The 17,443-nt window shown below is 67.1% G+C and carries 33 protein-coding genes and 1 tRNA gene; 5 read left to right on the top strand and 29 right to left on the bottom strand.

The genetic code is table 11. The features are described 5' to 3' along the window. Window positions 1–13: 13 nt before the first annotated feature. The 4 genes from CJ197_RS04340 to CJ197_RS04325 are packed head-to-tail and all read right to left on the bottom strand — an operon-like array spanning window position 14 to window position 2,533. Entirely contained in the window at window positions 14–655 is a 642-nt protein-coding gene (locus CJ197_RS04340; RefSeq protein ID WP_102235514.1) for a hypothetical protein, read from the bottom strand. After that, complete coding sequence (locus CJ197_RS04335) at window positions 652–1,209, bottom strand: hypothetical protein (protein WP_102235513.1); 558 nt, start codon at window positions 1,207–1,209, stop codon at window positions 652–654. Before CJ197_RS04335 ends, CJ197_RS04340 begins: the two co-directional genes overlap by 4 nt. Beyond that, complete coding sequence (locus CJ197_RS04330; RefSeq protein WP_102235512.1) at window positions 1,206–2,138, bottom strand: hypothetical protein; 933 nt, start codon at window positions 2,136–2,138, stop codon at window positions 1,206–1,208. The genes CJ197_RS04335 and CJ197_RS04330 overlap by 4 nt, the downstream gene beginning before the upstream one ends. 11 nt (window positions 2,139–2,149) lie before the next feature. After that, on the bottom strand, window positions 2,150–2,533 hold the full coding sequence (locus CJ197_RS04325; protein WP_102235511.1) for a hypothetical protein: 384 nt from the start codon (window positions 2,531–2,533) through the stop codon (window positions 2,150–2,152). Window positions 2,534–2,597: 64 nt separating this feature from the next. Here CJ197_RS04325 and CJ197_RS04320 point away from each other — a divergent pair, with 64 nt between their 5' ends. Beyond that, window positions 2,598–2,798 carry a DUF3263 domain-containing protein gene (locus CJ197_RS04320; protein ID WP_102235510.1) on the top strand — a complete coding sequence of 67 codons (201 nt, stop codon included), beginning with the start codon at window positions 2,598–2,600 and terminating at the stop codon, window positions 2,796–2,798. A 62-nt stretch (window positions 2,799–2,860) separates the two neighbouring features. Here the strand turns inward: CJ197_RS04320 and CJ197_RS04315 are convergent, their stop codons facing one another. From CJ197_RS04315 to CJ197_RS04225, 22 genes are all read right to left on the bottom strand, one after another. Further along, window positions 2,861–3,190 carry a hypothetical protein gene (locus tag CJ197_RS04315; protein WP_102235509.1) on the bottom strand — a complete coding sequence of 110 codons (330 nt, stop codon included), beginning with the start codon at window positions 3,188–3,190 and terminating at the stop codon, window positions 2,861–2,863. Beyond that, window positions 3,187–3,360, bottom strand: coding sequence for a hypothetical protein (locus tag CJ197_RS15085; RefSeq protein ID WP_158239366.1), 174 nt, complete (start codon window positions 3,358–3,360; stop codon window positions 3,187–3,189). The genes CJ197_RS04315 and CJ197_RS15085 overlap by 4 nt, the downstream gene beginning before the upstream one ends. Then, window positions 3,357–3,662, bottom strand: coding sequence for a hypothetical protein (locus CJ197_RS04310; protein WP_102235508.1), 306 nt, complete (start codon window positions 3,660–3,662; stop codon window positions 3,357–3,359). The genes CJ197_RS15085 and CJ197_RS04310 overlap by 4 nt, the downstream gene beginning before the upstream one ends. Then, window positions 3,649–4,014, bottom strand: coding sequence for a hypothetical protein (locus CJ197_RS04305; RefSeq protein ID WP_102235507.1), 366 nt, complete (start codon window positions 4,012–4,014; stop codon window positions 3,649–3,651). The genes CJ197_RS04310 and CJ197_RS04305 overlap by 14 nt, the downstream gene beginning before the upstream one ends. Further along, window positions 4,011–4,325 carry a hypothetical protein gene (locus CJ197_RS04300; RefSeq protein WP_102235506.1) on the bottom strand — a complete coding sequence of 105 codons (315 nt, stop codon included), beginning with the start codon at window positions 4,323–4,325 and terminating at the stop codon, window positions 4,011–4,013. Before CJ197_RS04300 ends, CJ197_RS04305 begins: the two co-directional genes overlap by 4 nt. A 1-nt stretch (window position 4,326) precedes the next feature. Beyond that, window positions 4,327–4,791 (bottom strand): hypothetical protein, encoded by a 465-nt coding sequence (locus CJ197_RS04295; protein WP_102235505.1) that lies wholly within the window; start codon window positions 4,789–4,791, stop codon window positions 4,327–4,329. Beyond that, on the bottom strand, window positions 4,788–4,961 hold the full coding sequence (locus CJ197_RS15080) for a hypothetical protein (protein WP_158239365.1): 174 nt from the start codon (window positions 4,959–4,961) through the stop codon (window positions 4,788–4,790). The genes CJ197_RS04295 and CJ197_RS15080 overlap by 4 nt, the downstream gene beginning before the upstream one ends. Beyond that, complete coding sequence (locus CJ197_RS04290) at window positions 4,958–5,140, bottom strand: hypothetical protein (protein ID WP_102235504.1); 183 nt, start codon at window positions 5,138–5,140, stop codon at window positions 4,958–4,960. The genes CJ197_RS15080 and CJ197_RS04290 overlap by 4 nt, the downstream gene beginning before the upstream one ends. Beyond that, window positions 5,137–6,069: a hypothetical protein gene (locus tag CJ197_RS04285; RefSeq protein ID WP_102235503.1), complete on the bottom strand. Its 933-nt coding sequence runs from the start codon at window positions 6,067–6,069 to the stop codon at window positions 5,137–5,139. The genes CJ197_RS04290 and CJ197_RS04285 overlap by 4 nt, the downstream gene beginning before the upstream one ends. Further along, on the bottom strand, window positions 6,066–6,311 hold the full coding sequence (locus tag CJ197_RS04280; protein WP_102235502.1) for a hypothetical protein: 246 nt from the start codon (window positions 6,309–6,311) through the stop codon (window positions 6,066–6,068). The genes CJ197_RS04285 and CJ197_RS04280 overlap by 4 nt, the downstream gene beginning before the upstream one ends. Beyond that, on the bottom strand, window positions 6,308–6,529 hold the full coding sequence (locus CJ197_RS04275) for a hypothetical protein (RefSeq protein WP_102235501.1): 222 nt from the start codon (window positions 6,527–6,529) through the stop codon (window positions 6,308–6,310). The genes CJ197_RS04280 and CJ197_RS04275 overlap by 4 nt, the downstream gene beginning before the upstream one ends. Continuing rightward, complete coding sequence (locus CJ197_RS04270) at window positions 6,526–6,921, bottom strand: hypothetical protein (RefSeq protein WP_102235500.1); 396 nt, start codon at window positions 6,919–6,921, stop codon at window positions 6,526–6,528. Before CJ197_RS04270 ends, CJ197_RS04275 begins: the two co-directional genes overlap by 4 nt. Before the next feature lie 135 nt (window positions 6,922–7,056). Continuing rightward, a complete protein-coding gene (locus CJ197_RS04265) occupies window positions 7,057–7,497 on the bottom strand; it encodes a single-stranded DNA-binding protein (RefSeq protein WP_102235499.1) in 441 nt (146 codons plus the stop codon). Next, window positions 7,497–8,036 carry a hypothetical protein gene (locus tag CJ197_RS04260; RefSeq protein ID WP_102235498.1) on the bottom strand — a complete coding sequence of 180 codons (540 nt, stop codon included), beginning with the start codon at window positions 8,034–8,036 and terminating at the stop codon, window positions 7,497–7,499. Before CJ197_RS04260 ends, CJ197_RS04265 begins: the two co-directional genes overlap by 1 nt. 1 nt (window position 8,037) lies before the next feature. Next, window positions 8,038–8,712, bottom strand: coding sequence for a lambda exonuclease family protein (locus CJ197_RS04255; RefSeq protein ID WP_102235497.1), 675 nt, complete (start codon window positions 8,710–8,712; stop codon window positions 8,038–8,040). Then, window positions 8,709–8,894 (bottom strand): hypothetical protein, encoded by a 186-nt coding sequence (locus tag CJ197_RS04250; protein WP_102235496.1) that lies wholly within the window; start codon window positions 8,892–8,894, stop codon window positions 8,709–8,711. The genes CJ197_RS04255 and CJ197_RS04250 overlap by 4 nt, the downstream gene beginning before the upstream one ends. Window positions 8,895–9,075: 181 nt before the next feature. Further along, the gene (locus tag CJ197_RS15745; protein ID WP_255407869.1) at window positions 9,076–9,198 is read right to left on the bottom strand and encodes a hypothetical protein; all 123 of its coding nucleotides are present in this window, start codon (window positions 9,196–9,198) and stop codon (window positions 9,076–9,078) included. Beyond that, window positions 9,195–9,389: a helix-turn-helix domain-containing protein gene (locus tag CJ197_RS04245; RefSeq protein ID WP_102235495.1), complete on the bottom strand. Its 195-nt coding sequence runs from the start codon at window positions 9,387–9,389 to the stop codon at window positions 9,195–9,197. Before CJ197_RS04245 ends, CJ197_RS15745 begins: the two co-directional genes overlap by 4 nt. Next, window positions 9,386–9,724, bottom strand: a complete 339-nt coding sequence (locus tag CJ197_RS04240) for a hypothetical protein (protein ID WP_102235494.1) — start codon at window positions 9,722–9,724, stop codon at window positions 9,386–9,388. Before CJ197_RS04240 ends, CJ197_RS04245 begins: the two co-directional genes overlap by 4 nt. A 179-nt stretch (window positions 9,725–9,903) precedes the next feature. Beyond that, the gene (locus CJ197_RS04235; protein WP_102235493.1) at window positions 9,904–10,116 is read right to left on the bottom strand and encodes a hypothetical protein; all 213 of its coding nucleotides are present in this window, start codon (window positions 10,114–10,116) and stop codon (window positions 9,904–9,906) included. After that, window positions 10,113–10,877 carry a phage antirepressor KilAC domain-containing protein gene (locus CJ197_RS04230; protein WP_102235492.1) on the bottom strand — a complete coding sequence of 255 codons (765 nt, stop codon included), beginning with the start codon at window positions 10,875–10,877 and terminating at the stop codon, window positions 10,113–10,115. The genes CJ197_RS04235 and CJ197_RS04230 overlap by 4 nt, the downstream gene beginning before the upstream one ends. 344 nt (window positions 10,878–11,221) lie before the next feature. Further along, the gene (locus CJ197_RS04225; protein WP_102235491.1) at window positions 11,222–11,551 is read right to left on the bottom strand and encodes a hypothetical protein; all 330 of its coding nucleotides are present in this window, start codon (window positions 11,549–11,551) and stop codon (window positions 11,222–11,224) included. A gap of 188 nt (window positions 11,552–11,739) precedes the next feature. On the opposite strand from CJ197_RS04225, the gene CJ197_RS04220 reads away from it, so the two are divergent. From CJ197_RS04220 to CJ197_RS04210, 3 genes are all read left to right on the top strand, one after another. Then, entirely contained in the window at window positions 11,740–12,285 is a 546-nt protein-coding gene (locus CJ197_RS04220; RefSeq protein ID WP_102235490.1) for a helix-turn-helix transcriptional regulator, read from the top strand. Beyond that, entirely contained in the window at window positions 12,282–13,115 is an 834-nt protein-coding gene (locus tag CJ197_RS04215) for a DUF3800 domain-containing protein (protein ID WP_102235489.1), read from the top strand. The genes CJ197_RS04220 and CJ197_RS04215 overlap by 4 nt, the downstream gene beginning before the upstream one ends. Before the next feature lie 408 nt (window positions 13,116–13,523). After that, entirely contained in the window at window positions 13,524–13,826 is a 303-nt protein-coding gene (locus CJ197_RS04210) for a hypothetical protein (protein WP_146007697.1), read from the top strand. Window positions 13,827–13,828: 2 nt separating this feature from the next. Here the strand turns inward: CJ197_RS04210 and xerC are convergent, their stop codons facing one another. Next, window positions 13,829–15,040, bottom strand: coding sequence for a tyrosine recombinase XerC (gene xerC, locus CJ197_RS04205; RefSeq protein WP_102235487.1), 1,212 nt, complete (start codon window positions 15,038–15,040; stop codon window positions 13,829–13,831). An 84-nt stretch (window positions 15,041–15,124) separates the two neighbouring features. Between xerC and CJ197_RS15075 the strand changes: the two genes are divergently transcribed. Continuing rightward, a tRNA-Thr gene (locus CJ197_RS15075) sits at window positions 15,125–15,202 on the top strand. A gap of 144 nt (window positions 15,203–15,346) precedes the next feature. On the opposite strand, the gene CJ197_RS04200 is transcribed toward CJ197_RS15075, so the two are convergent. Together CJ197_RS04200 and CJ197_RS04195 are read right to left on the bottom strand one after the other, a co-directional pair. Next, window positions 15,347–16,042 (bottom strand): response regulator transcription factor, encoded by a 696-nt coding sequence (locus CJ197_RS04200; protein WP_102235486.1) that lies wholly within the window; start codon window positions 16,040–16,042, stop codon window positions 15,347–15,349. Further along, window positions 16,039–17,322 (bottom strand): sensor histidine kinase, encoded by a 1,284-nt coding sequence (locus tag CJ197_RS04195; RefSeq protein WP_158239364.1) that lies wholly within the window; start codon window positions 17,320–17,322, stop codon window positions 16,039–16,041. The genes CJ197_RS04200 and CJ197_RS04195 overlap by 4 nt, the downstream gene beginning before the upstream one ends. Between the last annotated feature and the right edge of the window lie 121 nt (window positions 17,323–17,443).

Genomic DNA, 17,443 nt, shown 5'->3' with positions numbered 1-17,443 from the left:
TAGGTTGCCATGGTCAGGCGACCGACGCAAGTCGGCGCGCCCAGTATTCGCGGAGGTCGGCGACTATGTAGGTGCGGTCGTCTGCGCGGTCGGGGGTGGGTCTGCCGTGGTGGCGGTCGTCCTTGAGGCGTTGGGCGATTCCGGGCCAGAACCGGTCCGCGTCTCGTGCTGTGAGGCGCAGCTCCGGTGGGAGGTCGTCGCGGGCGTTGATGCAGTCGAGTGCCCCCCGCATCGTGTCTTCCTCATGCTTGGGTTCGTTGCCGGTGAGGCGGGCGAGTCGCCACCAGAGGGCGGTGAGGTCTTGTTGCCATTCCTCGGCCCAGGGGGATTCGAGAATGCGTGGTGTTGAGTCCCAGTGCCAGCGCCAGCACTCTTCCCAGGAGCTGGGGGAGGGTTGCTCCGTGATGGTCTCCATCCACTCTCGCAGGATCTGGTCTGGGTGGGGGAGGTCGTCGCCGTGGTCGGCGTCGGGTGCCCAGGGTCCGAGCATGGCGAGGGCGTCACCGCCGGGGATTCGGTTGGTGGTGCCTCGGATGCCGGTGAGGTCCATGGCGTGGCAGGTGATGGTGAGCATGACGTCGGAGAGCTGGCCGCGCCAGTGGCGGATGTCTTCGAGGCGATCTCGCATGGTGCCGATGAGTTCAAACGAGGTCACGGGGTGTCCTTTCGCTGGGCGAGGGTGGCGCGGATTTGGGCGATGTAGGAGCGGGCCCGGTCGGGGTCTACGGGGCCCGCGTAGTCGCACTGGGTGCACGAGTGCCGCCACTCCGACGGGTGGGCCTCGCACGCCTTCTCCGCAGGGATCAGGCGGCGAGCACGGGCCCGGACCCAGTCGGACACATCCGAGGGCCGAAGATGCCAGCGGCGCGAGCCACGAGAGTCGGCGGGGACGCCGTGCTTCTCGAAGTGCTGCCGAGCCGCATCTAGCCCCTCCTGGGGAAGACCTGCGAGAGCGCGATGCCAAGACGTGAGCCGGTCGCGGTTCGCGGCGCGCGCATGCGCGGTCTGCGCTTTGTCACCGCCGAGCTGCCACGGCTCCACGAGGCGAGCGGCGATGAGCTGGTTGACGTAGTTCGTCAGCCATTGACCGTCGACTGCTGTTCCCTCCCACTGGATCACGCCCGTGGTCCCGTCTGCCGCGGTGACGAGTTCGGTGGGTGTGGTGGGGATCGTGTCGAGTGCGGCACCGATCGGGGTGGGGTCGTTCATTGGGGGCCTCCCATCGCTTGCATGTCGAAGTGGGCTTGGACGAGCGCCTCAGCGGAGGCGGCGTCTCGGTTCTGTCGTTGTTGGTTGCCTCGGGGTGGTTCAGCGCGGCGGAGCCAGTTGTTGAAGGCGAGGTCGTGGTTCTTGTAGGTGCGGCCGGTCGCTCCGCACCAGTCGCGGAACTTCTCGGCTTCGAGCTCTACGTCGACGTTGCGCTCGGCGGCGATAGCCGCGTGCTTGTCGGTGGGATGCCAGTCGGTGGGGAGCTGGGTCGCTCGGCGTTTCCCCCCGGACCCCCCTTCCTCGCTAGAGGAAGGGGGAGTTGGAGTAGGAGTAGGAGTAGGAGTAGGAGTAGGGGGGGAGACCAAACCAGGCCCAACCCCAGGGGATAGGTTTGGGGTAAACCCATCCCCAAACCCATCCCCAACGCTTGCCCTAACCGTGGGGGTAAACGGGGGCAGATCCTTAGCCGAAATGGAGGGCTGAGCGAGGACGTCCAGGACCCTCGAGTCCCCCCAGCACGCGTACTCGGGATGAGCTTCGCGCTGCCTCGCGAGCTCGTGCACGATCACACCCCGGAGGTCGTTCGATGCGGTGCGGGTGTACGCGTTCGCCATCGACACCGCGAGGCGGGGCTGCTTGAGCACCCCGTCGTGCTTCACCCAGGACCGGATGAGCACTTCCTCGGTCTCTTCGTCGATGACGATGTACAGGCCGGCGGACAGCTCCGCGGCCGCCGCCTCGATCCGTTCGACGGTCAGGCCGCGTGCGAAGGGGGTGAGACGGTTGGGACGCCAGTCCACGACGCCCGCATAGGAGAGCGTGGGGTGGGTCAGGAGCATGTAGTAGAGGTGCTGGGCCTCTGGGGTGAGCTGCCGGTGGTCGGCGTCGTTCCAGATGCCCCTGTTGATGTACGCGCGATCGCTCGCCACGTGGCCTCCTCTCAGAAGGGGATGGTGGAGTAGTCGGTGAGGGTGACGAGGGCACGGATGTGCTTCGGGGGCACTCGTGCATCGACGCCTTTGTGGTAGACGAATGGGCCGGTCACGTGGTGGTAGTCGTCCTCATCGAGGATTCCCATGGTCACCAGCTCGTCCACGCAGCCTTTGAAGGTGTCGGTGAGGTTGGTGGGGTCGTAGCGGCCTCGGGTGCGCTTCGTGATGCCGATGAAGATGGTGGCGGTCCCCATGGGAGCCAGGCCGTGGGCTGCATCGCGGGTCAGTGCCCGCATGGTGTCCTTGGTGCGCTTGCGTCGCCAGATCGGGGCGTCCCGGTTGGAGCCGATGACTTCGGATTGGGGGATGGTGAGGGTGAACTGTCGCGGCATGGCGTCCTCATGAAAAAAGCCGCCACTCGGGCGGCTTGTGGGTGGTGGTGGGTAGGGTGCCGGGATGGATGACACCGATAGGGCGATTCTGGATTTGGAGTCGCGGACGTTCCGGTTTGCGGGGGTGAAGTGGCAGGCAGTCCGGGCTATGGGGTTGACCCGGACCGCCTACCTGGTGCGGTTGAATCGGCTGCTCGACACGCGGGAGGCGGTCGAGTGCGCGCCGGGGACGGTGAACCGGCTTAGGCGACTCCAGGGCCGGTGACGGGCTCCCAGGCGTGCCTGTAGAGGACGGTCATCGGGTGCTCCTGTCTGCGCTGGTGGTGGTCACTGCTCATCGGGGGCCTCCTTCTTGATCAGGTCGGCGCGAGCGCGCAGTCGGGTGATGCTGATGCCGGAGTGGCCGGACAGGCGTAGTACCGGATCGTCCGCCGCGTCTCGGAGCGCTTCGGCCTGCGCGCGCTTCACGGCGGCTTCCATGAGGTTCACGAGGTCGGCCACGACATTGTCTAGGCAGTCGCATCGCCCGTAGAGGTCGGGGAGCTCGCACCGCCAGCCGTGGATGCCGTCGCCGTACTCTTCGGGGCGGTCCGTGAGCCCGACCTCTTCGAGGTAGGTGCGTACCTGCTCGGCCAGGTTGGTGTTCGGGGTTGTCATCGGGTGGGGTCCTCTCCTCGGGCGCGGCGGGAGGCAGGCAGGGCGGCGCGGTAGATGAGCCGCCCATGCCAGGGCAGGGAAGTGAGCATCTCATCGATGCGGGCCTGGATCGGGCGGACGGCCTCCTCTGTCCCGGCGCGGCGTAGGTCGTCAATGCTCGGATCGGTCACGGGGCCTCCCCGGGGATCGAGTAGTGGGTGTCGCGGTAGTGCTCAGCGGCGGAGGATACGCTCCCCCAGAGGTGGTAGACGATGTCCATGGACGCGATGGTGCCGCGCGCTCGCGCATAGTTCGCCAGCCCGTCGAGTGCTTCACGCGCCCCGTCCCGGCGGATGCGGGCGTCATGCGCGGCGAGCCAGCGGTCGAACGCGGCGACACCCTCCTCTAGCGGAATCCCGCAGTACTCATCGAGCACACCCGCGAAGGGCCCGCGCACGGCCTCATCGCTCGGCACGTACTTATCGGTGCTCATCGCTATCTCCTGTCTCGTACTCGGTGGCGCGGCGCTTGAGGTACTCGTGCGCGGTATCTATCGCGTGGTCTCCGGCGTGGTCGTAGTCCTCGGGGGGCAGGCCGATTCCGAGCCTGTTGGGCCATTCGCGTTCTAGGTCTCGTCCTGCTTCCCTGAGCACTTCTGCCTTCGCGCGCTTTACGGCGGCGTCCACGATGGGCATCACTGCGGCGGCGATCTGTCGCCACTCGTCGCGCTCCTCGTCTCCTCGCCGCTCCCATTCGGGCTGCACGTCCTCGGGGCCGTAATACTCGGCGTTGCCGTAGAGCGCGATGGCGATCTGCTCTTGGAGGTCGGTGTTCGGGGTCGTCATCGGGTGGGGTCCTCTCGGGGGCAGTGTTCGCGGATCCAGGCGTCCCGCTCGTCAGGCGGGAGTACCGCGACTCGCCACGCCTCATGGTTCGGGCAGACCGGCCCGGTGAGGTCTTCGCCGGACCAGTCTGGGTAGAGGGTCGCGTCGTCCCCGCTCGCCTCCATGCCATCGCCGGGCCAGATAGTGCCGCAAGCTGGGCACATCCACTGGCTGTCGTCCAGCTCGGTCTCGACGTCGCACGCATCGCAGACGGGGTAGCCGGGGTGGTTCAGCGCCGGGGCCTCGGCTAGGCGGGTGTAGTCGTTGCTCACGTCATTCCTCCTCGTCTCGTCGGGCGGCACGGGCGGCGGACAGAGCGACCCGGGCGTAGTCGCGGAACATCGCCGCCATGACCGGGTATCGGTCCGGGTTGAAGTTCTCGTCCATCGCCAGTGCGGCGGCTTCGACCTCGGCTTCGGACGGCTCCTGCGCGGCGCTCACGATCCGCAGCACCTCGCCCAGGGGCGCGCTGACCCATGTGAGCCAGCCGTCCTCGTCCTCGGCGCACTCGGTGTAGCCCGCGTCTGCGAGTCGGTCCGCGATGTGCTCCTCGTGTGAATCCATGAGGACGGATTCGTCCGGCTCCTGGGCGGCGAGGTAGCGCCGCGCGGCTTCCCAGCCGTCCGCGTGCGCCTCGCCAATCCGGTCTCGCACGGTGCCAACGTTCATGCGCGGCGTCCTGGCGTACTCGCGCGCGGCGGTGTTCGCGGCGGTGGTGAAGGGGTCGGTGGTGGTCATGATGCATTCTCCTTCGGGGTGAGGCCGACCTCGGCCTCGGGGGTCCACCCGCCCGTCCGGAGCAGGCCTTCGGCTTCCTCGCGGGTAAGAGTGACGTTCCCGCGCTGGTCGGGGGTGATGGTGAAGCGGACGCGGATGCCGCGCTTGTCGGTGCGGGTCCAGGTGCTCACGGCACCTCCCGGTGTTCGGCGGGCCGGTCCAGGCCGACCTCGGCCAGGGCGGCGAGGATCTTCGCCTCGGCGGTAACGAGCGGTCTCGGCGGACGGACACCCCATCCGCGAGGTGCCGTGAGTTCCCGTTCGAGAGCGGTGGCCTCGGTGTCGGTGAGGCTGACTCGGATGTGCTTCACGGCTGCTCCTCGCCGACGACACGGACGCCGCGAGAGGCGAGGAGGTCCGCAATCGCCTCGGGCTCGACGGGCGGTCGGAAGTCGCCCAGATTTTCGGTGAGCAGACGCTCGATCTCCTCGGCTCCGTCGGGCCGCTGGGGCTTGGTGAGCGCGGCGGTGAGGGCTGCGCGGATTCCACCGACCCACGCCCCGGAGGGGTAGATCGCGTTGTACGCGAGGCGCGCTCGCTCGACCATCTCGTCGGTGGCCGTGACGCCGTGCGCCACGGCGGCGGCGAGGTGCTGGTCAGCAGTCATGTGCTGGTCAGCGATTGCCTGGTCCCGCTCCTTCACGACCTTCGTGACCCGCTTGTCGGCCTCGTCCCGCTGCCGCGCGGTCGTGTCCAGGACCGTGCGGAGGTGCTCGACCTCCTGCTCGGCCTTCTCCGCGCGCGCCTCGGCCTGGTCGGCTCGTGCCCGCGCCTCGTACCGCTGATGCCGCATCTCATTGAGTTCGTCCAGCAGGCCGATGTACCGCCAGTGCACGTCCTTGTCGGGGCACTCGGAGCGCTTGGCCTCGTCCCGCTCCTGCTCGGCCTTCTCCGCGCGGGCGATCTCCTTGGAGAGCGCATCGCTGTAGGTCTGCGCCTCCGTGTTCAGCTCCTCGATCTGGGCGTCAGCCTTCGCCAGCTCGGCCCGCGCCTCATCACGCTCCCTCTGGTAGCGCATCCCCTTGCTCGGTGAGGGGAAGGAAGTTTGGAAACCTCCGGTCCATTCCAGCTTCTCGATCTCGGCTGCAGCGTCCGCCAGCTCCTGCTCGGCCTGTTCGAGGGCGTTGAGTAGGGCGATGATCCGTGCGGCGTCGGTGATGTCGTTGATGGGGGAGCTGTTGGTGATGACGTGCTCGGCCTCGGTCCGCCAGGCGGTCAGGTTTTCGGGCGAGATGGTCATGAGGCCTCCTTCGATCGGATCAGGCGGGTGCACTGCGTGTACGGGGTCGGGGAGCCGTTGATCTCCGACCACTTGAGCGAGGGCCGGTCCCCCTCGACGTTCCAGGTGATGACCACCCACTCGCCGGGCCGCTCGAACCGGGCGGCGACGGCGAACATGTGCTTGAAGTTCTGGTCCACGGACACAGACCAGCCGTTGCGGAGCGCGTCCGTGACGAGACGCGGGAGAGCGCGGGGGATCATGCGTCGGCCCCCACATCCTCTAGGTGCTGCTGGAACAGGTCGCCCACGGACAGTTCCGACCCGCCCGCGGAGCCCTGCGACCCCATCTCCTCACCGCATGTACAGCGGGCCCAGGATTCACCCGGCTGCTCTAGTGTCTGAGGCCAGGTGCGGCAGGCCTCTAGTTCGTGCATGGTCTCGGTGATGGGGGCACCGAAGCCGTCGTAGTTGATGGTCATGCTGTTCTCCTGATCGGGGTGACGGTGCCGCTGCTGGCGGCGGGCATGTCGGACAGGTCAGCGATCAACGAGAGACGGTTTTCGCGGGTGACGGGGAAACGCCTGGTCACGCCCTCCGGGTCAACACCGAGGTCGCGGAGCAACTGGCGGGCACCGAACTTCGCGCCGTTCTTCCCGGACAGCGGAAACGTGTCCTCATGCGGTGAGGACGCGGTGAGCATGACCCTGCTCGTGTCCGGGTCCCACGCGATCTCGACCTGCGCGGGCTTCCCGATCAATTCCCACGCCGCAGTGTTCAGCCCAATCGTGTGCTGCTTCGAGATGGTGATCTGGGGGCCGGCGGCGCAGTAGCCGCGGCGGGACGGGTTCTTCTTGATCTTGATGAATGCCATGAGGGGGTCCTTTCAGATGGGGGAGTTGCCCGGTGGCGGTCTGAGCGCTGAACCGTCCTGGGGTCGGCGTCACCGGGCATGAAAAAGGCCCCGCCGTGTGGCGGAGCCTCGGTCATGCGTTACTGCTGGTCAGCCTCAGAAAGGCGGCGAATCCATGGGGTCGCCGCCGCTCGCCCACGGGTCACCCTGCGGGGGAGCGGACTGGCCCTGATGGCCGTAGCCGGACTGCTGGGGCGGCTGCTGGTCGGTCTTCGGGATGACCTTGAACCGTCGGATCGTGAGGGACGGCTTGGAGCGCTTGTCGCCGTCCTTCTCCCACTGCTGGGTCTCGAGTTCGCCGGTCACATACACCTCGACGCCCTTCATGAGCTGCTGTCCGGCGCGCTCGGCGGCGTCCTCCCAGGTGGTCCCGTCGATGAAGAACGTCTTGTCGTTCTCCCACTGGCGGGTCTGCTCGTTGTACTTGGACTTGTTGAACGCGAGTCGGGTCTGCGCGACGGCCTTGCCGGACTGCGTGTAGCGGATCTCGGTGTCGGCGGTGACGCGGGCGATGTCAGAGATGGTGGGCAGTGCCATTAGGCGCTCTCCTCGGTGGTGTTGGTGGTGTTGGCGGCGGCGTGGATCGCATCGAGCTCGGCCTTGGATGCACCCTCGTCACGGCGCTTGAGCCAGTGCTCGCGGTACTCGTCCTCGGTCTCGAGCTTCGGGACCGTGAACGTGGGTTCCGGCGCGGTGAGGGGCTGCACGGTGTGGGAGCGCTTCTTCCCCCGGGTCACGGTGAGGGCGAGCTTGAGCGGCTTCGGGATCCCGGTCATGTGGGAGATCTCGATGCCGCCCACGACGTCGCCACCGAACTTGATGTCGGGGTTGCGGTAGAGAGTGATGGACCCGCCCGCGTACTTGTCCCCGTCCGGCCCCCACGCTGCGACGAGCACGCGCCGCATGGACTTCGACGGCTTCCACGGGCGGCCCGGCGACTCGACCAGGTGGATGTTCACGGGCTGCTCGGCGTTGCCGCGTGCGACCTTCTCGATGGTGAAAGTGCGTGGCCCGGTGATGAGATCATCCGCGTTGAGCTGATCACTCTTCGGGGCGATTGTCTGGGAGAGGTCCATGTCAGATCACGATGTCCATTTCGATGACGGGGCATGTCGGCATGCCCTTCGTGGTGTGCTGGTAGAGGCCAAGCGCCTGCTCGGCGTAGGTCTCGTAGGTGTCGAGCGCGGCGAGGATCGCTTCCTGCCAGCGCTCGTCGGCCGTGACGCGCTTGATGTACAGCGGCATCCCGGCGGAGAAGCTTACGTAATCGATCCACGCGCGCCCGGAGACGAGCAGCCCGCATTGGAGCTGGGCGTAGTTCTCGGGCGGCACCGCGTCGGCGAGGATCGTGTGGAGGTGCTTCTTGTGGCGGCGAGACTTGATCTCGATCAGCCCGTCGTCGCCGACCAGGCCGTCCGGCGAGTAGCCGAGGCGATGGCCGTTGATCGTCGCGACCATGAAGCCGAGCTCGTCCACGTCCTGGCCGGTGTGCTCGGCGTACAGGTCGCGGGCGAACGGCTCCTCGTCCTGGCCGCGCTGCATGTCGAACGTGGTGAAGATCGACTCGACAATACCGGTGATCCGCTCAGCGAGCAGCGTCTCCATCACGGCACGGGCGGTCTCCGACTTCGACACCTGCACCTTCGCCGGGGTGATCAGCTGCCCGACCACGGACGCAGTCAGGATCCCGGCACGCACCTGTAGCCACTCGTCCGAGCCCTGCTCTAGCTCGCCGTAGATTGCGAGGCTCATCGCTTCACCCCGGCGGATTCCCAGAGGTCGAATCGCTCGCGCCAGCCATGGAGGGTTGCACGCTCGCCGTTGACGCTGACGGCGGTGTCGACGCGGGTCATGCGGACCCATGGCTGGGTGCGTGCAATGTCAGCGTTGCACACCTTGTCGATGGTGGATTGGTTGATGAGGGCGGGTGTCATGTCTTTACCTTTCGTTCGCGGTCTACCGCGCCGACTGCGCGGTTAGCGGTGGGGTCCCGATAGGTGGGTTTCCCGCGTCTAGGTCGCACGTATGCGGCGCGGTAGGGGTTGTTGCGGTCCGGTGTGCGGGGCTCGGGCTCCGGGTCGTCGAGGGCGGCAAGGAGACGCGCGAGACGATCAGTCATCGCTTCGGTCCCCATTTGATCCACGCGGCGGTGACGCAGAGCGCCGCGCCGATCCCGATGGCGGCATACGTGGCGAGGATGCCGAGAATTGCGATGAGGTCCATGAGGGTGCTGGTCATGCTGCTGCCCCTTCGCGCGACATCCACTCGTCCAGGTCTTGGACGCGGATGACGTACTTCCGTCCGATGAGGCGGGCGGGGAGGACATTGCCCTCGGTGCGCTTGATGGCCTTGCGGAGGTAGTCCTCGGAGAGAGGGACGATGCTGGTGGCTTCGCTGATCGTGGCCCACTGCGTAGTGGTGGTGTTCATCGGGTGACCTCCCAGACGGTGGATGCCCAGCCGGACGGCATGCGGACGCAGATCACTTCGCCGCCCTGCTCGTGCTCATGCACGAGTCCGGCGTCGACAAGTTCGGCACGTGCGGTGCGGAGGCGTTGCGGGGACTTCGGCCGCATGAGGCCCTTCTGCACGTAGGCGTCGTGGAGGATCTGGATGCCGTGGTCGTGGAGCGGCCCGTGCTCGGTGAGGATCTTCAGCACGTCCTCCCGGGCCGTCGACCGGCGTGCGACAGTCGCGGCATCATGCGAGGTGTGCGGGTCGGTGAGCCTGGCCCGCATCTGGTCGTGGATCGGCGTGACAGTCATCGCTGAGCCTCCTCCTTCCTGTGTGTGGGGGTGCGGCGGCTGGGGGTCCACAGCGCCTTGTGGAACTCGACGCGGCGAGGGGTGCCGCGATGCGTCGGACGACGGGACATGGGGCCTCCAAAAAGGGGTATGAGAAAGCCCCGCCACCAAGCAGGTGACGGGGCAGGAATGACGGGGGTTCAGATCTGGTCGAGCGCCTCACCGAGCGCCTCATGCAGGGCGCGGGCCTCAGCCGGGGTGAGACGCCACGAGTACGCGCCGGGCGGGATCGTGTTGTGGACGTCGAGGTCGACGGCGACCGCGCCCATCGGGCCGTCGGTGATGGCGCGGGCGTCCCCGTTGATGGGGAAGTCGAGGGGCCACAGGACCTGGCGGGGTTCGGTAGTCGTCATGCCGCGACCTCCAGCTGGCCGGTGCGGAAGCGGCGGAACAGCATGTCCAGGCCCTTGCCGGTGATGCGGACCTGCGGTGCGGAGGACTCGCGGCGCTCACCGGTGGTCTGGTCGGTGAAGATCCGTGCCTTGGTGACGAATAGGCCCTGTTCGATGTAGCGCTGGTAGGCGTGGGGTCGGCGCTTGGCGTCGCGGTAGAGGTAGCCCCAGTCGACGAGGAGGCGCACGAGGCGCTTCTGGCCGATGCTGATGACGCCCTGTTCGAAGAGGACCTTGGCGGCTTCTTCGTAGGACCAGGAACCGGCGGAGGAGACGATCTGGTCCCAGGCGTCAGCCTTGGGCTGCTGTTCGGCGACGGTGGCTTCGAGTGCCTTGATGGTGCGGTTTGCTTCGAGGACGGCGCGGGCCAAGAGTTCGGGGCCGGTGAGTTCGCGCGGGGTGCCGTAGGTGCCGGTCTTCCGGATGGTGGGGAGCACCTCGGTGGTGACCCAGCGGCGGAACGGCTTCGCGGACGGGTTGTTGGATCGGAGGAGCACCGTGTACAGCCCTGCTTCATTGACGGTGGTCATCTGCTGCTCACCAGAGGGGGTGCGCACAACGTGCGCGCCCCTGTCTTCGGGGTCGAGCATGCGCGCAAGGTCCCTGCCTCGCGTGCCGAGAACCAGACCGACGTCGGCCAGGACGAACCATGGCTCGCCATGGTCGTCGGTGATGGTGCGTACGTTATGCCCCTCGTAAGCGAAGGGTGTAAGTTCGTGCATGACAGAACCTCCGATTCTGTTGTCAACTGCGTTCGCCCCGGTCCCTCGCCGGGGCGTTCTGCATTCCTGCGTGCCCTGCCACCTCGCGAGGGTGGGTGCCCGGCTGGCCGGGTCAGGGCGGGTGCACGACGGGACCTACCGTCGTGACTCCCAGCACGGCTCGCCGTTTCCTGCCAGAGGTGTGCACCTCCCCGCCTGCTCGGGGCCTCTCGTGGCGTGTAGCACGGCCCTATCAGGGGTAGAGCAGTCGTGCCGTATCGCTTGCCGTGGGGATATGAAGTTGTCAAACAGCTGGCGGACACCGTCACTGCCTCTCGGCAGGTCAGGGCCTAGTGACTGGCCGATTAGGCGGTCTGCCTGGCGTAGCGCGACACACTAAACACCTGGGTGGCGAACAGTGAGCCGTTGGGCATATCAAGCGACTCCTCGATGGCGTCCGCTACCTCCACGCTGGTGGTGTTGCGGGTGGCCATGTTGGCGTTGCGGAGATGTCCGATCTGAGCGCGGGAGACGTTGATGTCCCGGCGCTCCTTCGCGGTGCGCGCCTTGCGGCGCAGACGGAACGTCACCTCATCGGCCAGGGAGGCGTTCGAGAATCCGCGGCGCTTCATCGTGGATGCGAGCAGAGTCTTGTCTCGGACGACTGCCCGCTGGTCCAGTACCTCGATCATCATGTCCACCCCTCCTTCCTGATGTGTGGTGGTGAGCGCTACGCTACACGCCTGTAGCCAAGCGCGCAACACTACACAGGCAACTATTTTTGTCTGGCCTGGTCAGAGACAAATAACAGCGGTGAAAGTTGTAGCCGTAGCGGCTACCCTTGGGCTGGACTGTGTCTCCGTACGACGACAAGGTGTGCCTCGTGAGCGAGAACAACGATTACCTCCGCCCCTGGGCATCCGACATGCTCAAGGTCGGGGCAATCGACAACCGGGGCAACCCGTCCGAACGGGCGCTGGCGAAGATCGCCGGAGTCTCCAACGCGACGGTGTCCCGGGCCTTGAAGGGCCTGCAGACCCCTGGCGCGCCGACGGTCGAGAAGATCGCCCGTGCACTGGAGGTCACGCCTGATGAGGTGTGGCGACGGCTCGGAGCGGAACGGGATCAGATGGACCCGTACGAGCCTCCGTCGGAGTCCGCGTTTCTCACTCACCGCGAGCGGAAGCTCGTGACCGAGATGATTCGCGTACTCGTGGAGGGCCGCCATGTCCAGCCTGCTGCAGAACCCAGCACCATCGAACAGAACGACGCTTTGGCGGATCGCGCTGTCTCTGATGGCGCAACAACTCTCCCGGACTTCTATGGCCTCGCGGCGTCCCGTGGTGAGCGGGCGATGGACCGCCTCGACCGCGAAGCGGACGGGCTGGGTGAGGAGTCGCAGGAGCCGGGGGGAGGTGCAGCTCCGTGAGCACATCGATCGACCGGCTATTCAATGGTCGCCCTCTACCGAAGTTCCCCGTCCCCGATGGGTTCGCAGACATGAAGGGCGTCGAGGTCTTCGTGGATGAGACGGGGGACCGCGGATGGACAAGCGATTCAAGCCCGTGGTTCGGGATGTGCGCGGTAATGATCCCGCAGGAGTCGGTCCCCCAGATGAGGGCCACTGTCCGAGGACTGCGGGCGGAAATCGGCACAACCAAGCCCCTGCACTGGGTTGAGCACTTTCGCAAGCCCGCACACGAGGGGCGGCGAGATATGGCCTCCCGCATGGTTGCGGCGATACCTGATGTGAAGGTGGTTTATGTCGTCGCCGACAAGGCAACGATGGTGGCCTCGGAAGAGCTCCGCCGAAACGGCGCTCTGTTCTATCACTGGACCATGAGGCTGCTGCTGGAGCGCGTGGCGAACGCCCTTGCGGAGTGGGATGGCGGGGCGCGGCGAGGTGTGGTCAAGCTTGGTGCAGTGAAGGGGATGGACCACGGTGAGAGTGTCAGGTATCTAGCTAATGTGCGACGTCAGGAGCATGCCTGGGATACCCCATGGAAATTCATGGCATGGCCACCAAAATGGGTTGGGACGAACGAATACGACGGTGTGCAGGTCGCTGACCTTTACCTAGGCATGCTCCGGTGGGCTATCGAGCGAGGCTCCGATGATCCGAATGAAGCGCGGCATGTCCTTCGCCATTGGCATCAGCTCAGATGCAGTAGTAGGGGAGGAATTATGGGGTACGGCGTGAAGGTTCATGGCGACACGTCGTTCTTGACCTCGCGTGACTGGTGGGTGTCAACGAACTAGCCCCTGAGGAGAGGTCCGGGGGCCACTGCCCACCTCGGCGGGTGGGAGGATCCGGTTGCCCGGCTCCGGCCTTGTCCGGCACCTCTCCTCAGAGGCTAGTGCGCTTCGACCCCCAGCCCTAGCGCTCCGATCGGAGGCACGCGCACCATACGGCGACTATTCGAGACCGGGGGTCTCGGTGCCTCCATCTTGCCCTAGCAAGGCCTGCTCTGTCCAACACTTTCCAGCACTCCCCAGTGGTTCCCAGCACTAGCCAGCATCTCCCCTGATCTGTCAGACCCTGCCCACATGATGCTGGGCATGGTTCATCCGTGGCGGGTCTTCAGGGACGAATGGCCGCGCGTCCACTTGCGCACAGCTTCGCTGCCGGGTGATCTGCACGCCGTCACTGACGGGAGGGTGGTGTGGATGCATGATCGTCTGCTGCAGGCGGAACGCAGGTGCGCGATCATGCACGAGATGGTGCATCTCGAACGGGGGGACACGGGGGAGTGCACGCCTGCTACCGAGGCGGCGATTGATCGTGAGGTGGCACGCCGCCTGGTGCCGCTCGCGGCCCTGCAGGACGCTCTGGCGTGGTCTGATGATCTGCACGAGGTTGCGGATGAGCTCTGGGTGACGCCCCGGATTGTGGAGGCGCGGATCGCGTCTCTGCGGCCCGCTGAGGTTGCGACTATCGCGCAGCTCATCGCTGACACTCGTGGGGCGTGACGTCAGGCCCCGAGCTGCAGTGCCTCCGCTACCCCGTCGAGGGCCTGCCTGAGCATGGTGACGTCGGTGTGCATGTAGGCGCGGGACGAGATGATGCTGGAGTGCCCCAGGATCGCCGTAATCACCTCGGGTGGGACACGGAGTGCCAGGAGGAGTGTCGCGGTGGTGTGGCGGGCCTCGTGAAGCTTGTAGGGCCGTCCGGACGGGTGCGTGATCCCCGCGTCTGCCTGCAAGGCGATCCACTCGGCAGTGTCGGTCTTTTCGTCCCGCTCCACGAGATCGTCGGTCCACACGAATCTCGCATCCGGTGCGAGGGCGCGGCGCTCCCGTAGTGCGGTCACCATCCACGGGACCAGCGGGATGATGCGCCGCCCGGAGCGGGTCTTGGGGCGCACGAGATGCCACCGGCCACGGATCTGCTCATGCTCATACCCGGCCGGGACACGGAACCGGCGCTCCGGGCAGTCCGCACCCCGCTTCCCCCCACAGGTCCCGTCGCAGCCGTGCGCGTAGGGGAGGGGTTTCAGCTGCCAGGACACATCGACGGTGCCGGCGTCGAGGTCCACGGCATCCCATGTGAGGCCCATGCACTCCGCTTGCCGCATGCCCTGCAGCAGGGCAGCGGCCCACCGTGACCTCATAGTGTCGGGTGCGGCCCGCAGCAGGGCAGTCGCGTCCTCGAGTGGGATGGAGGTGCGGTCCACCTCCCCGCGGCGGGGGTGCGGGGTGGCGAGCGCCGGGGCAGGTACATGATGGCCTTCCTGGACGGCGGCGGCGAGGATGTGGAGTGTGACAGCGTGGATGCGGGTGATGGTGGTGTCCGCGCGCCCCGCCTTCCGTGCCGCGCCCGTGACTTTGCGGACGTGCGCGGGGGAGAGGTCGGTGAGGCGGGTCTTCCCGATCTGGGGGACGATCCACTGCCGGACCGCTGACCGGTCTGCGATGTAGGTGGACGGGGCGACCTGCTGCTCGTGCATGGTCAGCCATTCGTCGGTCCACGCCTTCACGGTGGTGCGGGTGTTGAGGCCGACGTCATCCTTGAGGTTCTCTTTGAGGGTGGCGAGCTTCTTCTCGGTCTCGCGCTTGGTCTTGCCGGAGACGGACTTGTAGCGGCGTGTGCCGTTGGCGGTGTAACCGACGTCGAGTCGTCCGATCCAGCGGCCATCCTTGCGCTGGTAGACGGTGCCCGTGTAGACGGGTCTGCGCTGCGCCACGAGGTGCCTCCGATTGTGTTCATCTGTGTGTTCACGCCCAGCATATGCCAGGCGTATGCACTACCCGTGTTCGTGCAGGTCATACGGTGAATCGGCTATCTGTCACGCTATCACACCCATTCACTCGTAATGAATAGGTCGCGGGTTCGATTCCCGCAGGCGGCTCCGCAGGTCAGACCCCGTTTTCCTCCGTGGAAAGCGGGGTCTTTGCTGCAGTGGCGCCTGGCCTCTGCGGATCTGCGCTGCGGGTCTGTACCCGGCCTTCCCGATGCGACGAGCGATCGGCCGGTATCCACGCAGCGGTGCTCACTCTCCTTCCGGTCCGGGCGGCACGGCGAGCCCGCGCTCGAAGGCGGTCAGGGCGATCTGCAGCCGTGAGGTGCACTCCAGCTTGGTCATGAGCGAGGAGACGTGGGATTTCACCGTCGACTCGGACAGCGACAGCGCCCGCGCGATCCCGGCATTGGACTCTGCCGCGCACAGCAGTGCGAGCACATCGGCCTCGCGTTCAGTGAGCCCCAGCTCGGCGAGCTCCGCGGGATCCGTCCGGGTGGGCGCCGGGTGCGTCGGCGCGAGGGGCTGGGCGGTCAGCCGCGCCGCCAGATCCGGGGTGAGCACCGTGCCCGCATGCGCCCCCGCGGCCCGCACCGCCGCCGCGAGAGCGGAGGGACTGGTGGACTTCAGCAGGTAGCCGCTCGCACCCGCGGAGATCGCCTCCCCGACCTGCTCCTCATCCCCGAACGTGGTCAGCATGACCACAGCCGTGCCGTGGTGCCGCGAGCGCACCAGACGCGTCGCGTCGATCCCGTTCATGCCCGGCAGGCCGTGGTCCATGAGCACCACATCCACCGCCTGCTCGTCCAGCAGACGCAGCGCCTCCTCGGCGGTTCCGGCGCTCGCGGTCACCGCCAGATCCTCTTCACGGTCGATATAGCTGCCCAGCGCCTCCCGCACGATCGGGTCATCGTCGCAGATCAGCACCGTCGTCGGTTCTGCGGTCATCGGCCTTCCCCTCCCTGCGCCGGTCCCTTCCCCGGCACCTCGTCGACATGCGCCCCGGTGGCCTCCGCGGTGCATGGCACCTGCAGATGCGTGAGGAACAGATCGCCCTCGCGCGTGGTCTCGATCGCGCCGCCCACCGCATCCAGTCGCTCGCGGGCGCTGACCAGCCCCAGCCCGCCGGGCGGCACGGTCTCTGGTTTGCTGCGCACGCCATTGCGAATCGCCAGCTCCAGCATCCCCGGCGCAGGCTGCGGCTGCTGCTCCACGAACACCGCGATCGGCGTGAGCGGGCAGCCGTGGCGCAGGATGTTCGCCTCCACCTCCCGCAGGCAGCGCCCCAGCACACCGTGCGGGGAGATCTGGCAGTTGCACTCGCCCTCAATGCTGATCTGCAGCGTGAAGCCCTCGGCGCTCAGGCGGCGGCGCATCGCCTCCAGGGTGGTGGCCAGGCTGCAGCAGTCGGCGTCAGTGGTGGGGGCCGATGGGGCAGCGGGGGGTTCCGCGAGGCGCAGGGACTGCAGCAGCTCGCGCAGCTCCTCGGTGCCCTCGCGGGCGGTCTGTGCGATATGGCCGTAGCGTTCGGTGTCCTCGGCGTCGATGCCGGGACGGCCCCCGGCCTGCTCGGCGAGCATCACCACGCGGGTCATCGCCCGCACCCCGGTGTCATGCAGTTCGCGGGCGATCGCGCGGCGCTGCTCGGCCAGCTCCTCGATGCGCCGTGCCCGCTCCGCGGCGGCATGCAGCACCAGGCCGCGACCTGATGCACCCGCGAGCATGGCGATGACCTGCAGTGCGATCCACAGCATGGCCTGGGAGACGATGAACTCGGGGGCGGAGCCCAGCAGCACGGACGTGGCCACGGGCGGCACCACGTGCCACAGGGCCATGGTCATCGCCATGAGGATTCGGCCATGCGCGGCCAGCGCGGCAATGGTCACGGGGGAGGCAAGCACCCCGGAGCCCAAGTGGGTGGGGGCGTTGCCGATGCCGAGCGTCAGGACGCCGCCGACGATGATCGCGCCGATGAGCGGGTGGCGCAGCGACAGGCCCGCGCCAATGCTCAGCGAGACGGCGATCAGCACCGCGATGCTGCTCTCGGCGCTCGCGATCGGCACGGAGGCCACGAGCAGCAGGAACGCCACCAGCAGCCCGGTGATCCAGTGCCCCATGACCTGTGGGGGCCGCACCCAGCGGCGCACGGTCCTATCGGCTCCCGTGCGCACCGCTGCAGATCTCCCGGGACCCGCTGCGGCGCGCGGCCCGGCACCCGGCTGTGCCACCTGATCAGCGTACACATCGACGGGGTGCTTTCCGGATGCGCGTCCATGTCGTAGCGCGGAGTCGAGGTGCGCGGGTGTCTGTCGGCCCGCTTGCGTCCCCATCCATGGTCCGAAGCGTTTC

Source organism: Brachybacterium sp. UMB0905 (genome assembly GCF_002871795.1).
Taxonomy (GTDB): domain Bacteria; phylum Actinomycetota; class Actinomycetes; order Actinomycetales; family Dermabacteraceae; genus Brachybacterium.
This window is presented reverse-complemented; position numbering and strand designations above follow the sequence as displayed.